The organism is Mycobacterium sp. NPDC051804 (assembly GCF_044452905.1).
In the GTDB taxonomy this organism is placed as follows: Bacteria; Actinomycetota; Actinomycetes; order Mycobacteriales; family Mycobacteriaceae; genus Mycobacterium.
This window is the reverse complement of record NZ_JBITCD010000001.1, coordinates 849,548-862,468: the sequence shown is the minus strand read 5'-3', so window position 1 is coordinate 862,468 and position 12,921 is coordinate 849,548. Positions and strand designations below refer to the sequence as shown.

General features: G+C 66.0%; 13 protein-coding genes. 8 read left to right on the top strand and 5 right to left on the bottom strand.

What is annotated here, in order from left to right:
• The first annotated feature begins 40 nt into the window (after nt 1-40).
• The 5 genes from ACIA48_RS04170 to ACIA48_RS04150 all read left to right on the top strand — a co-directional run bounded on the left by ACIA48_RS04170 (nt 41) and on the right by ACIA48_RS04150 (nt 5,742).
• On the top strand, nt 41-826 hold the full coding sequence (locus ACIA48_RS04170) for a FadR/GntR family transcriptional regulator (protein WP_396727881.1): 786 nt from the start codon (nt 41-43) through the stop codon (nt 824-826).
• Nucleotides 827-856: 30 nt separating this feature from the next.
• Nucleotides 857-2,434, top strand: a complete 1,578-nt coding sequence (locus ACIA48_RS04165; RefSeq protein ID WP_396727880.1) for a class I adenylate-forming enzyme family protein — start codon at nt 857-859, stop codon at nt 2,432-2,434.
• On the top strand, nt 2,431-3,204 hold the full coding sequence (locus ACIA48_RS04160; RefSeq protein ID WP_396727878.1) for a class II aldolase/adducin family protein: 774 nt from the start codon (nt 2,431-2,433) through the stop codon (nt 3,202-3,204). Before ACIA48_RS04165 ends, ACIA48_RS04160 begins: the two co-directional genes overlap by 4 nt.
• A gap of 36 nt (nt 3,205-3,240) precedes the next feature.
• Nucleotides 3,241-4,509: an amidohydrolase family protein gene (locus ACIA48_RS04155; protein WP_396727876.1), complete on the top strand. Its 1,269-nt coding sequence runs from the start codon at nt 3,241-3,243 to the stop codon at nt 4,507-4,509.
• A 120-nt stretch (nt 4,510-4,629) separates the two neighbouring features.
• A complete protein-coding gene (locus ACIA48_RS04150) occupies nt 4,630-5,742 on the top strand; it encodes a hypothetical protein (RefSeq protein WP_396727874.1) in 1,113 nt (370 codons plus the stop codon).
• 6 nt (nt 5,743-5,748) lie between these two features.
• On the opposite strand, the gene ACIA48_RS04145 is transcribed toward ACIA48_RS04150, so the two are convergent.
• On the bottom strand, nt 5,749-7,491 hold the full coding sequence (locus ACIA48_RS04145; protein WP_396727872.1) for an Hsp70 family protein: 1,743 nt from the start codon (nt 7,489-7,491) through the stop codon (nt 5,749-5,751).
• 172 nt (nt 7,492-7,663) lie between these two features.
• Between ACIA48_RS04145 and ACIA48_RS04140 the strand changes: the two genes are divergently transcribed.
• The gene (locus tag ACIA48_RS04140) at nt 7,664-8,122 is read left to right on the top strand and encodes a nuclear transport factor 2 family protein (protein ID WP_396727870.1); all 459 of its coding nucleotides are present in this window, start codon (nt 7,664-7,666) and stop codon (nt 8,120-8,122) included.
• A 22-nt stretch (nt 8,123-8,144) separates the two neighbouring features.
• Here the strand turns inward: ACIA48_RS04140 and ACIA48_RS04135 are convergent, their stop codons facing one another.
• Genes ACIA48_RS04135 through ACIA48_RS04125 form a run of 3 tightly spaced genes read right to left on the bottom strand, consistent with a single transcriptional unit; the run spans nt 8,145 to nt 10,219 of the window.
• A complete protein-coding gene (locus ACIA48_RS04135) occupies nt 8,145-8,795 on the bottom strand; it encodes a L,D-transpeptidase (RefSeq protein WP_396727868.1) in 651 nt (216 codons plus the stop codon).
• 9 nt (nt 8,796-8,804) lie between these two features.
• On the bottom strand, nt 8,805-9,632 hold the full coding sequence (locus ACIA48_RS04130) for an SRPBCC domain-containing protein (protein WP_396727866.1): 828 nt from the start codon (nt 9,630-9,632) through the stop codon (nt 8,805-8,807).
• Complete coding sequence (locus ACIA48_RS04125) at nt 9,632-10,219, bottom strand: ArsR/SmtB family transcription factor (RefSeq protein WP_396728504.1); 588 nt, start codon at nt 10,217-10,219, stop codon at nt 9,632-9,634. The genes ACIA48_RS04130 and ACIA48_RS04125 overlap by 1 nt, the downstream gene beginning before the upstream one ends.
• Before the next feature lie 58 nt (nt 10,220-10,277).
• Here ACIA48_RS04125 and ACIA48_RS04120 point away from each other — a divergent pair, with 58 nt between their 5' ends.
• Complete coding sequence (locus tag ACIA48_RS04120) at nt 10,278-11,768, top strand: bifunctional phosphatase PAP2/diacylglycerol kinase family protein (RefSeq protein ID WP_396727864.1); 1,491 nt, start codon at nt 10,278-10,280, stop codon at nt 11,766-11,768.
• On the opposite strand, the gene ACIA48_RS04115 is transcribed toward ACIA48_RS04120, so the two are convergent.
• A complete protein-coding gene (locus tag ACIA48_RS04115) occupies nt 11,722-12,390 on the bottom strand; it encodes a phosphatase PAP2 family protein (RefSeq protein ID WP_396727862.1) in 669 nt (222 codons plus the stop codon). The genes ACIA48_RS04120 and ACIA48_RS04115 overlap by 47 nt on opposite strands.
• A 48-nt stretch (nt 12,391-12,438) precedes the next feature.
• Between ACIA48_RS04115 and ACIA48_RS04110 the strand changes: the two genes are divergently transcribed.
• Entirely contained in the window at nt 12,439-12,921 is a 483-nt protein-coding gene (locus ACIA48_RS04110; protein WP_396727860.1) for a hypothetical protein, read from the top strand.

The window sequence follows — 12,921 nt, the reverse complement described above, 5'->3', positions numbered from 1 at the left end:
CAATTGCCTCTTCGGCGTTTGATGAGTGGACAATCGATTCGTGGCAGAGCCGACCATTGCATTTCGCCGACTGGCCGAGCAGGTCGCCGATCAGCTTCGGCGCCGCATTCTGCGTGGTGAGCTGGCCGACGGGAGCATCCTGCCCAAGGAGGACGAACTGCTCCTCGAGTTCCCGGTGAGCAAGCCGTCGCTGCGCGAGGCGATGCGCATTCTCGAGGCCGAGGGGCTGCTGCGCGTCCGCCGCGGAAAGCTCGGCGGAGCCGTCGTACGCCGGCCCAATGCGGCCAACGTCGCGTACACCGTCGGACTGGTTCTCGGGTCCCAGGAGGTGGGCCTGTCCGACGTCGGTAACGCTCTCCTGCAGGTCGAGCCCGCCTGTGCGGGGCTGTGCGCCCAGCGTGACGATCGGGGCAGCGAGGTGGTGCCCCAGCTGCGGCGGGTACATGCCGAGGCCGTAGCGGCCGTCGAGGACCTGCTGCTCGTGACGTCGGCGAGTCGGCGGTTCCACGAGTCGCTCGTGGCGCTGTGCGGCAACCAGACCATGATCATCCTGGCCGGGGCGCTGGAGATGCTGTGGTCGGCGCACGAGACCAGCTGGTCCAGTCGGGTCGCGGACGGCAGCATCGTGCCGATCGACGAGCGGCTGGCCGTGCTGGAGGACCACAGGCAGGTGATCGACGCGATCGACGCAGGCGATGCGCGACTCGCCTATGACCTGGCCGCTGCCCATCTCATCGACGCGCAGCACTACCCGGGTTCGTCGGGTGTCGTCGATCCCTCGATGCTGCGCGGCTGGGCGACCACCCGACCGGAAACCGACCGTTGACCGCCGGTCTTATTTTCATATGATTTGGTGATGAGCGTCGACGGGGTCGCGGTGACGAGCGCCGAAGCGGCGCAGTATCGGGCCGCGGGCTGGTGGACGGACGTCACGCTGTCGGACGGCGTACGCCGCAATGCGATCGTCTCGCCGGACAAGGCGGCCTACATCGACTTCACCCTCGACTTCGCGGGCCCGCAGTTCACCTGGACAGAATTCGACACCGCCGCCACCAACCTGGCCTACGAGCTACGCGACCTCGGCGTCGCGCCGGGCGACAGCGTCGGGCTGTGGCACAAGGACACCGCGGCGATCCACGTCGCGCTGGTGGCCATCGAGCGATGTGGCGCCGCGGTGGTCGGTCTCGGATCCCGCGTCGGGCTCCGCGAGGCCGAACACATCCTTCGCACAACGCAACCCACCCTGCTGGTCGCCGACGCCGAGAGACACGACCTGGCGAAGGAGGCGGCCGGTACATCGATGCGGGTGATCGCGCTCGGTGTCGATCTCGAGGTCGACACGCGGCCTCGACCGGAATCGCCGCTGTCCCAGGCCGGGCCCGATGGCGTCTTCCTGATCAATTCCACATCGGGCACCACCGGCATGCCCAAGTGTGTGGTGCACACCCAGAACCGTTGGCACTACTTCCATCTCAAGGCGGTCGCCAACGGCGGGCTCACCTCCGACGACGTCTTCCTTCCGATCATCCCCACGCCCTACGGCTTCGGGATCTGGACCTCACACACGACACCCATCCACCTGGACGCGACCACCGTCCGCATCGAACGATTCGATGCCGCCGCGACGTGTGCGGCGATCGAACGGCACCGTGCGACGGTATTGTGTTGTGTCAGTACGCAACTGGCGATGATCCTCGCCGACCCGGCGTCGCGTGACCATGATTTGAGCAGCCTGCGGGTCGTGTTCACCGGCGGTGAGCCCCTGCCCTACACGCAGGCAGCACAGTTCGAGGAACTGACCGGGGTGACGATCCTGCAGTTCTACGGCTCCAACGAGACCGGCATGCTCAGCGCCACCACCCTTGCGGATTCGCTGGATCGCCGACTGCGCACCGCGGGCCGGATCGTGCCGGAGATGCAGGTGCGGTTGTTCGACGGCGACCGCGACGTCACTGACACCGGACGCGGACAGCCCGTGTGCCGCGGGCCTGCACTGTCCCTCGGCTATCTCGGCGGCACCGACCACGACCAGCTGTACACCGAGGACGGCTGGATGCGGATGGGCGACATCTGCGAACTCGATAGCGACGGCTATCTCACGCTCACCGGCCGGACTTCGGACTTCATCCTGCGCGGCGGAAAGAACATCAGCGCGGTCCAGGTCGAGGAATCCGTGGCGACACATCCCGCGGTCGCCCTCGCCGCCGCGGTCGCGATGCCCGACCCGGTCTTCGGCGAACGGGTCTGCGTGTACGTCGAGCTCAAGCAGGCGAGGACTCTGGATCTGGCGACACTTGTCGAACATCTACTGGCGCAGGGCATCTCGAAGGAGCTGCTGCCCGAGCGGCTCGAGATACTCGACGAGCTACCGCGGTCCTCCGGCGGCAAGGTCGCCAAAGGCCAACTTCGAGAACGGATTCGGGAGGGATCATGACCACAGAGGAAGTTCGCCGCGGCGGTCTGGATGTCTGGTCGCCGTCGATAACGCCACCAATCGGCGGCAACCTCACCGACGAACAGTTGATGGCCGTCGCATTCCGCCACCTGGCTGACATCGGCTTCGCGGAGAACATGGCCGGGCACATCACGTGGCAGCCGGACGGACAGTCCGACATGTACGTAAACCCGTGGGGACTGTGGTGGCAGGAGTTGACCGCGTCCGACATCTGCGTGGTCGACGAGGACGCCCACGTCGTGCGTGGCCGCTGGGACGTCACGCCCGCTATCCACCTGCACACCGAACTGCACCGCGTCCGCCCCGATGCGCGCGTAGTGGTCCACAACCATCCGTATTACGTCAGCCTCATCGCGGCGCTGGGCATCCTGCCCGAACTCGTGCATCAGACCGGAGCGCTGTTCCTCGATGACATGTTCCTCGTCGAGAAATACGATGGTGAGATCGACGCCCCTTGGCGGGCAAGCGAACTGGCACAGCAGATCGGCTCGGCCAACCTCATACTTCTCGCCAATCACGGCGTCATAGCCGCGGGTCGCAACCTGGCCGAGGCGGTCTATCGCGCGGTCTCCATCGAGCGGGTCTGTCGGCTGGCCTACGACGTGATGCTCACCGGCCGGACCCCGTCCGAGATGAACCGGGGCGACATGATCGGCATGCAGCAGTCGCTGATCGAGCGCGCCGCCGACGTGTATTGGGCAGGCGCTGCCCGTATGACGATCAAGGCCGATCCGAACGTTCTGAACTGACAGCCCAACCGATCACCCAAGAATCGAGGATTGCCCATGACTTCCATCGACGACATGGCGGCCAATCTCAACTTCACCACAGCCAAGACCGGTGCCGACCGCACCGTGACCTTTCTGCCCGAACCCGAACGGGCAGAACGCCGTTACACGGTCATCTCCGTCGATGATCACATCGTCGAACCGCCGGACACCTTCGAGGGCCGCGTGCCGCGCAAGTTCGCCGACCGCGCCCCCCGCGTCGTCGACACCGGGGACGGCGGCCAGACCTGGATGTACGACGGCAACTCACTGCCGAACGTGGGCTTCAACGCGGTGGTCGGACGACCAGTATCCGAGTATGGCTTCGAACCCGCCCGGTTCGACGAAATGCGCCGCGGCGCATGGGATATCCATGCGCGCGTCAAGGACATGGATCTCAACGGCGTGTACGCGTCGCTGAACTTTCCGTCGTTCCTGCCCGGTTTCGCCGGTCAGCGACTCCAGCAGGTCACCGACGACAAAGACCTCGCGATGGCCTGCGTGCGGGCGTGGAACGACTGGCACATCGACGCGTGGGCCGGCGCCTACCCCGACCGGATCATTCCCTGTCAGCTGCCGTGGCTGCTCGATCCCGAGGTCGGCGCGCAGATGATCTACGAGAACGCCGAACGCGGATATCACGCGGTGTCGTTCAGCGAGAACCCCGCGATGCTCGGACTGCCGACCATCCACTCGGGTTACTGGGAGCCGCTGATGGCGGCGTGCGCCGACACCGGGACCGTGGTGAACCTGCACATCGGATCGTCAGGCACCTCGCCGTCGACCACCGCCGACGCGCCGCCGGATGTGCAGGGCGTGTTGTTCTTCGCCTATGCGATCTCCGCGGCGGTCGACTGGCTGTACTCCGGTGTCTGCACGCGGTACCCCGATCTGAAGATCTGCCTCTCCGAAGGTGGCATCGGCTGGGTGGCGGGTCTGCTCGACAGGCTCGACCACATGCTGAGCTATCACGAGATGTACGGGACATGGAAGGCGCTCGGCGAAACCCTGACTCCCGCGGAGGTTTTCAAGCGCAACTTCTGGTTCTGCGCTGTCGAGGACCAATCGTCGTTCATCCAGCACGAGCGGATCGGCGAGGACAACATCCTGCTCGAAGCCGATTACCCGCACTGCGACTCCACGTGGCCGCATACTCAGCGGACGATCCACGAACAGATCAATGGTTTACCCGAGGCGATCATCCGGAAGGTGACGTGGGAGAACGCGGCGCGGCTCTATCAGCACCCGGTTCCCGACGCAGTTCAAGACGACCCCAACGCCTACTGAATCTCTTGCCGGCGCAAATACCCGGCATGGTCACGCCCGTCGGTAAACCGGCGGTCCGGCCACCCCGTTTCCTCGCAGCGGTACCCTCGAACTCGAATTCATGTCAGATCGGGGGTGGTCATGGACCTCGTGCTCGGCATTTCGATGACATCGGCAGCCGTGCGCTGGGTGCTCGTCGAGGGAACGACCGGCGAGGGCGCGACCATCAGCCGTGGCGCCTTCGACTTGGACGACGCGGTCGAACCGGACGATCTGCTGGATGTCCTGCTGGTCGATGAAGCCGACAACCACACGCACGCCATTGGCCTGACCTGGACCAATGAAGCAGAAGACGCAGCGTCCGGGGTGCTGGAGGCACTGCGGGCCAGGGGGCGCGACAACGTCATCGCGGTTTCAGAACTCGAGGCGGGCGACGTCCTGGCCTCCGGTATCGCAGCCATCGCGGAGTACGAGGATGTCGCGGTCTGCATCGTCGAACCCGACGCCGCGGTCGTGGCGATCGTCGATGACAACGGCGTGACCGTCGACCGCTTCGGCCGACCGTCCGACGGGTCGGACGTGGTGGAGCTGCCGAGTTCAGTGTTGACCATGCTGGAGCTCGACGATTGGCGTCCCGATTCGATCTTTGTGGTTGGTTCGGCCGACGACCTCGACTTGATCAGGTCGACGCTCGAAGACGTCACCGACGCACCCGTCTTCTCGGCCGCCGAAGCCGATCTCGCGCTCGCTCGCGGTGCCGCGCTGGCATCCGCCCGTGCCGTGAACGGTTTGGATACTGCCGGATCGCACACCCCGCCGCGGATCCGCGCGTTGACCGCAGTTCTCGTCGCGGCTGCGGTGACGTTCGTGATTTCGCTGTCGGTCGCGCTCGGTCTGAGCCTGACGCCGTCGGCACCGGAGCAGCCGACTGCTGCGGATCATCAGCCCACGGCCGAGGCGCCGCCTCCGGGCAACGAACCCGCGACCAAGGTTTCGAAGCTCACCGCGTCACTGCAGGCGGCTCGTCCCGTCGTGGCGCAGACCATCGTGGTGGCCGCCCCGCCCGCCCCGGAATTCGTGCCGCCGGCTGCCCCCGCAAATCAGCCGCCCGCGCGCACCGCGCCGACGTATGCGCCACCGCCGGTGTACGTGCCGCCCGTGGCTCCGCAGCCGCGGCTGCGCGACCGGATCATCGAACGGATTCCGATCATCAATCGGTTCCACGAACCGCAGTACCAATACCCGCCGCGCTAAACCCTTTTAAGGCACCGGCGGCGGCTGGTACGGGTTGTTCGGCACTTGAATCGGGATCGGCACCGGTACGAACGGCACCGTGATGTGGGTCGTCGTCATCGCCGGCGTCGTGGTGGTCGTGGTGGTCGTTGTCGGTGACGTTGTCGTCGTTGTGGTTGTCGTCGTTGTGGTTGTTGTCGTTGTCGTCGTCGTTGTCGTCGGCGGCGTGGTCGTTGTCGTCGGCGGTGTGGTGGTCACGTATGTCGTGACGGTCTCTTGCGTGGGTGGCGGTGCCTCAGGGGTAAAGGTCACGGTTTCCGGCGGGGGCGGCGCGACGCTGGCCGGTGGTTCTGCGCTCGCGGGCGGTGGCGGTTCGGCGTTCGTCGGTTTCGGGGGGCTGGCGGTGCTCGGTTGATCGGTCTTGCTGCTGCTGTCGGTCACGCTCGTCAGGGCGATCGCGACGCCGCCGACAGCGATCAGTGCGATCGCGGCCGCCAGTCCGATCACCAACTGCGGCAACCGCTGCCACGTCCGAGGCTTGTCGATGGGCCCAGTCGAGGGTACGTACTGCACGGGCTGACGCATCGAGATGGCTTCTACGTCATAGGAGCTTTGGTAGGGGTTTTCACCCGTGTACGGGACGGGTTCGTCGGCGATGTCGTCGTCCTGCGACCACGCCAGCGCGTTGGCCGTCTCCGTTGCCGGTGCGTCGGCACTCGGCGCTGCGGGCGCCAAACCGGTTGGGGCGTCCGCCATCACCGGCGCCATACCGGTCTGGGCCTCGGCTGCCGAACCGTACGCCGCGAACAGGGCCGCCCCCACCGCCGCATCCAGTGCGGGCTGCGGTGTCGTCACCACCTGGGTACTAGTGTGCCCTGAAAGTCGTTGTGTGATAAACGGAATGCTGGCACCCCCACCCACTGCGACGACAGCGGCGATGTTGGGCCAGCCAATCCCGTTGCGCTCCAGCGTATTGTCCAACTCGGCCAGCAGGCCGTCGAGCGGAGCGGCGATCAGAGACTCCAACTCGCTGCGGGTCAACTGAATGGCCGACCGATGATTGGGAAGTTCAGCGAGGACCTCTGTCGTCGTTTCCGCGGACAATCGTTCCTTGGCACTACGGCATTCCTGCCGCAGCCGGCTCAGCGAGCCCACCGCCGCGGTGGCCGCCGGATCGATACCACCGTTCTCCGCAACGCTATTGACGACGTGGCTCAGCAGTGACTGGTCGATCTGGTCGCCCGCGAAGTCGGTGTACCTGGTGGTCTCGTCAATCGGCTCGAATGACGCGCCCGCGTCCGCCAGAGTGATACTCGTTCCGCTGCCGCCGAAGTCGAGTAGTGCAATGACACCTTGGGAAGGCAGCCCTGGATTTGTCTGTAGCGCCGTCAATGCGGTGATCGCGTCGGACACCAACCGGGCGGGCATGCCGTTGGGCGACAGGCTGGGATCGGTCCGCAGCGCGTTGCGCAGACTGCGCAGGGTCGCCATCCCCCAGTACGCGGGCACCGCGATCGCAATCTCGGTCGGCGGCTGTCCGTCGGTCGCATCGACCATGTCTCCCAGCGCTTCGACCAACAACCGATCGGCCTGATGAGGTGCTCCATCCGGGGCGACCAATGGCACCGGGTCGCCGACCCGCTCGACGAATCCGCCCAGCACGGAGCCATCGGCGAGGGTCACCGCCGCACGGTGTATCACAGGTTGATTGCCGACTCGTGCCGCGACCAAGTTCGTCGTCCCGACCGACAACCCCAACGGGTCGCTCATAACGGACCACACCCTAGCCTCCCCACCTGCTGATATCCGGTAGACACTCCGTACCAACGGCGTTCCACCAACACGGTTTTGGGCCGCGTGGAGTTCGCTGTGGCCGACAGGGCGAACACACTAGGCGGGGTTTCCGGTGCGGCGCGGTAGCCGGTGTGCTGCAATGTCGGCCATGGGTGACATCGACGACATCAAGCAAGTCAAATACCGGTACCTTCGCGCGCTCGACACCAAGCACTGGGACGAGTTCGCCGACACCCTCACCGAGGACGTGGTCGGCCGGTACGGCGAGTCGATCGGTGAGGAGCACCACTTCACCAACCGCGACGAGTTGGTCACCTTCATGCGCAACTCACTCGGGCCGGAGATCATCACTGAGCATCGAGTGACCCACCCGGAGATCACCGTGGACGGCGACGAGGCGTCGGCGACCTGGTATCTGCAGGATCGGGTGATCGCACCAGATTTCAATTTCATGTTGATCGGCGCGGGTTTCTACCACGACAAGTACCGGCGAACCAGCGAAGGCTGGCGCATCAGCGAGACCGGCTACGACCGGACCTATGATGCCTCGATGTCGACGGAGAATCTCAACTTCAAGGTGAAAGCCGGTCGGGCAATCAATCTTTGAGAGCTCCCCCGTTTTTGCAGGATCACTGTGAGATCGCGATGAGCGCGCCTGGCCGAAGCCAGCGCATGATCTCCACCAGCTTGGCGTCGTCGATGGCCACGCAGCCTGCGGTTGGACCGCCGTCGGTGGCATGCAGGAAGAAGGCGCCGCCGTTGCCGGGCACACGTTCCTTGTTGACGCCCATCACGACGGCATGGACGTACTGCGGGATCTCTAGGTTCTCGGTTCCGCTCGAAGGATCGGTGTTGAACGGGCACTGCGATTCCTCGCACACCTGCATCGTGTTGTAGGTCGGGCTCTTCATATCGCCGTCCCACCAGTGATTAGGGCCGACCTGCACGTACTGCAGGCCGCCCCCGGGGTTGGGCGCGGTGCCGAACGCAAAGTCGAGGGTGAAGATCCCCATCGGCGTCTTCATCTGGCCGTCGTGGGTCTGCGGCGCAATGCCGGCCGAACCGATGAAGGCGGGGATACCGACGGCGACGGGCTGCCATCCGGCTGCGGTCCGTTGGTAGACGTCCATCTTGGCCGACGAACCACCAACGCCGACAACGGAAATCACTTGAGTAGCGTTGCCGACGTAGTGCGCGAACCACGGTGCGGTCTGGGCGTGACTGGTTGCGCTGGAGAGCGGCAGCAGTGCCACGCAGAGCAGGATCAGGAGCCGGCGCACCCGTTCATGCTAGGTGCTGACCGGGTCACCTTCGAGGAGGCCACGCAGCCAGGACGTCCATTTCGGCTGTTCGGCAGACGCGACATCGGCGGCGTCGGGTCCGTACAGATAGATGCCGGCCATCGCCCGGCCCTCCTGCCCGACCGTGCATGCGCCGACCACAGCGATGCCCGGTGCGGGCTGGTCGATACGCAGCATCACCTCCCGGGAGACCCCGTTCTGGTGGATGCGCTCGACGCGGCCGGCCAACCGGGGTGCGTGCGTGGGCGATTCGACACGATCGCCGACGTCAGCGGTAGCGACGTTCAGCGCACTCGTCATCTTCGACCACGCCTGCTTTTCGCCGCCGAGATGGGCGGCCGAAGCTCGGATCGTCGCCGGCTGCGCCCCTGCGAAGTTCGCGAGATAGACCTTGAGGATCTCGAAGAAGCCGGGCCATCCGGTCTCGAAGCTCTCGATCTCACCGTCCCAGTCGTCCTTGTCGGTGATCATCGTGTGCACCATGCGGACCACGCACTGGTCGCCGGATCGGGCGGTGACGGTGACCTCGGTCGCGACCGGCGGGGCATCGCCGCTCCATCCATACTCCTCGTATTCGAGCCGCACCGGCGGATCCCAGGCGGTGACCTTGCCCGACGAGACATCGGCGCCGCAGTTCTCGTCGCCGAAATCGAAGCTGATCGCGCCGCCGACGCGCTCCTCGACGTGTGTCGTCGTGAACCATGCGCTCATACCCGGTCCGGTTGCGATGGCCTGCCACACCTGTTCGGGCGTGCCGGGTACGAGGAATTCCATCTCGACCCATCGGCGTCCGGAATCGTCTCTCTTCAAAGGCATTACGTATTCTCCTTCGGCTTGGGATAGGCCGCGACCATCAAGCGGTAGCTGCGACCATCGGAATCTGATTCGTCGTGATAGCGGGCGGCCAACGTCGTCACGGCGTCGGACAGCTCCTTGGTGAACGCGGTCCGGTCCGCGGGGGATCGGAACTGGATCGCGGTATCGATCGACAGGGTCGGGAGTCGCTTGTTGTTCGTGCGCGCCGCACGCCAGAGCTCGCCGACCTCGCGTACGGCACGCGCCGACAGTGCGATGAGGTAGCTCGCCGACAGCCGGTCATCGGAGCGCCTCGGATCGGAGGCAACGGGCCCGAGGGCGCCGGGCGACACCACGTACGAGGCCGCGGTCGCGACGAGGAGACGCTCCCTCAGCCCGCCCCACTGACGTTCGCCGGCCTCGGTGACCAGGTGGTGGTCTTCGAGCGCGCGGAGGTGGTAGTTGACCTTCTGCCGGGGCATGCCCATGCGCGACGCAAGGGCGGCCGCCGATGCTGGTTCGGTCAGCGCGGCGAGCAGTCGGCCTCTGATCGGATCGAGCGCGCTGACCGCCGCGGCGGGGTCGGCGATCACCTCGACGTCGAGCATGGCGCCCATCGTCGCCTTGACAAAATAATTTGTCAAGGATGTGGATAGATTACCCGGCATGAACCTCCTGCCCATTCGTCGTCACCGAGGAATCCGCCAGATCGGCGAGGGCCTCGGGACGCTGGACCGCGAGGTGTTCGAGGCCATCGCCGACTCGCCGAGTCCCCTGCTCGACGCCGTCATGCCGAAGCTGACCAGCGCCGCGGACCATTCGAAGCTGTGGTTCGCGATCGCGGCGGGGCTCGCGACGTTCGGCACCCCGTCGATGAGGCGCGGTGCGACGCGCGGTGTGGTCAGCCTCGGGGTGACGAGCCTGCTGACCAACCAGGTGGCCAAGCGGGTGTGGAAACGGCCACGACCCAACTACTTCTCCGTGCCGTTGGCGCGGCAGAGCCGGCGGATGCCCACGTCGAACTCACTGCCGTCGGGCCACTCCGCGAGTGCGGCAGCGTTCGCCGTCGGCGTCGGATTGGAGACCCCGCCGCTGGGCTTGGGACTGGCGCTGCTGGCGGGGCTGGTCGGAATGTCGCGAATCGCCACAGGCGCGCACTATCCGGGTGACGTGCTCGCCGGCTTCGGCATCGGCGCGGGAGTCGCGGTGCTCAGTTCGCGGATCGTGCCGCCGGTGGTGCCGACCCGGTTGCCGACCGCCGACCCGCTGTTGGTCGACGCGCCGAAACGGCCGGACGGCGAAGGCGTGATCCTCGTGGTCAATCCGGCGTCAGGCAGCGGGACGGGCGCAGCCGTCATCGATCAGGTGCGAGAGGCGTTGCCGCGCACCGAGATTGTCCAGGTAGATGGCAGCGACGACATTCAGAAGGAGCTGAAGGAAGCCGCGGGGCGGGCCGAGGTGCTCGCGGTCGCCGGCGGTGACGGCACGGTGTCGTGCGCGGCAGGTATCGCGCTTGAGGCGGGTATTCCGTTGGCGGTGTTCCCTGGTGGCACCTTCAACCACTTCGCGAAGGACATCGGCTGCGACACGGTGGCCAAGACGGTCGACGTGATCAGGCGGGGCCATGTGTCGTGCGTCGACATCGCGTGCATCAACGACACCAACATGGTGATCAACACCGCGAGCATCGGTGCCTATCCGATGTTCGTGCAGACCCGCGAAAAGTTGGAGCACAAAATCGGCAAGCCGATGGCCGGCATCTACGCGATGTTCCACACGCTGCGTCACGGCGAACCGGTGCGCATCAAGTACGACAACAAATCGCTGCAGACGTCGCTGTTCTTCCTCGGCAATTCGGTCTATCTGCCTTCGGGATTCGCCCCGTCGCGACGGCACCGCATGGACGACGGGCTGCTCGACGTCCGGATTCTCGAGACCGGTCGCCGGCTGGCGAGAGTTCGGATCCTGGTGGCGCTCGCGCTGGGGCGGCTGACGCGCAGCCCGCTGTATCACGAGATGCGGGTGCCGGAGTTCTCGTTCACCGCACTCGACGGCCCCACGGTGCTGGCGCATGACGGCGAGGTGGGCACGGAGTTCAGCGAGGCCACGTTCAGTGTGCGGTATCGAGCACTTCCTGTTTATCGTCCGCTGCCGTGACCCTGCGCCAAGGCGGCAGGAGCAGTAGGCACAGGACGAAGTAGGCGTAGCCCAGTCCCCATCCTGCGATCACATCGGATGGGTGGTGCACGTTCAGTACGACCCGTCCGACGCCGATCATGACGACGAGCAACGCGCCTGCGACGACGAGCCATCCGCGCAGCGGTGGGCGCACGAAGGGCCAGGCGAGCGTCAGGACTACGAGCACGCCGACCATGACTCCGACCGCGTGACCGGACGGGAACGACAGCGAATAGGCGAAGACCATCGCGGTCGGCGGCCGGGGGCGGTCGGCGAGGTGCTTCGTGAGCTCGATCAGGGGTCCAGACAGGCCGGCGAGTGCGACGAAACCCGCGAGCCGCCAGTTGCGGCGCCATAGCGCCACGATGATCACGACGAGGCCCGCCAGCCGAAACGCGTTGGGTCCGAGCACGGTACAGAACACGTCCCACGCAGTCACCCAGCCCGGGTGCGTGGAACCGTAGCGGTAGGTGGGGTCGAGCGCCGCCGCGTCCATGGCGGTCAGCCACGGCCACCCCGCCTCAAAGCCGATCCACATCAGCGCGTAAACCGCCGCGCCGGCCACAGCGCTCGCCGCGAGCCAGCGTGTCCTGGGTGTCATACAGATAGCTCTACCAGGCGTAACCGCCAACCATTAGGGTGGCTGGCCATGGCCGGACTTTTCCGCAAACTTTTTCGTATCGGCAAGCTGCCCGCCGAGATGCGTCCCGGCGTCGACTCGGAGGGCGTCATTTTCCTCGGCGAGTACCTCGGTGTCGTGATGCGCTTCACCGGCCGCGTTCCGGGACGGAAGTCGGTCGGGCTGGTGCGCGGGTACGGGGGCGCGCTGGCGTTGACGAACACGCGGGTCCTCGCGACGGTCTCGGCCGTTCCCGGCAAAGGCGGACGCGCGGTGGATCAGCCGTGGAACGCTCCGCAGTCCGGGACGGTCAAAGGCACGCTGTCAGAGTCCGGGCTGCTGCTGGAGGTCGCGGATCTCTCCCAGGTCGATCCCGAGTTCTCCGGGACCCTGTCGCTGAACTTCAAGGCTGAGCTGCCCGCCGATGTGTTGAGCCGTGTGCCGTCGCGGACGCTCGCGTTCGATGTGCCGCCGAAGTTCGTCTACAGCGTCCTCGGGATACCGCGCGGCTGA